The organism is Chitinimonas violaceus, assembly GCF_052601015.1.
In genome coordinates this window covers 1-252 of record NZ_JBQXDJ010000307.1, presented here as the reverse complement: position 1 = coordinate 252, position 252 = coordinate 1, and the positions used below count along the sequence as shown (strand labels likewise).

Sequence of the window (252 nt, the reverse complement as noted above, 5' to 3'; positions counted from 1 at the left end):
ATCTTTTACAACCGCCAACGACGCCACTCTCGGCTAGGTAATTTGGCACCGGCGGTGTTTGCAGAAAAATTCAGCAGGCAATTGGTCTGCATTTGAAGTAGGTGTGCCTACGGTTGTCAGGACAGGTGGGGGTGTCAGGATTTCCGTGTTCAAGGCGGGTTTGAGATTCACACGGATGATCGAATAAACCGATCCGCGTAAAGAATAGCGAATTGGTTCATGGCCGTCTTCCAATCCTTGGCGGCATAGCCC

General features: G+C 51.2%; 1 protein-coding gene. It reads right to left on the bottom strand.

What is annotated here, in order from left to right; translation table 11 throughout:
• Positions 1–33: 33 nt before the first annotated feature.
• On the bottom strand, positions 34–252 hold a 219-nt coding region (locus tag ACUHMQ_RS21400; RefSeq protein WP_445297439.1), incomplete at its 5' end, for a hypothetical protein.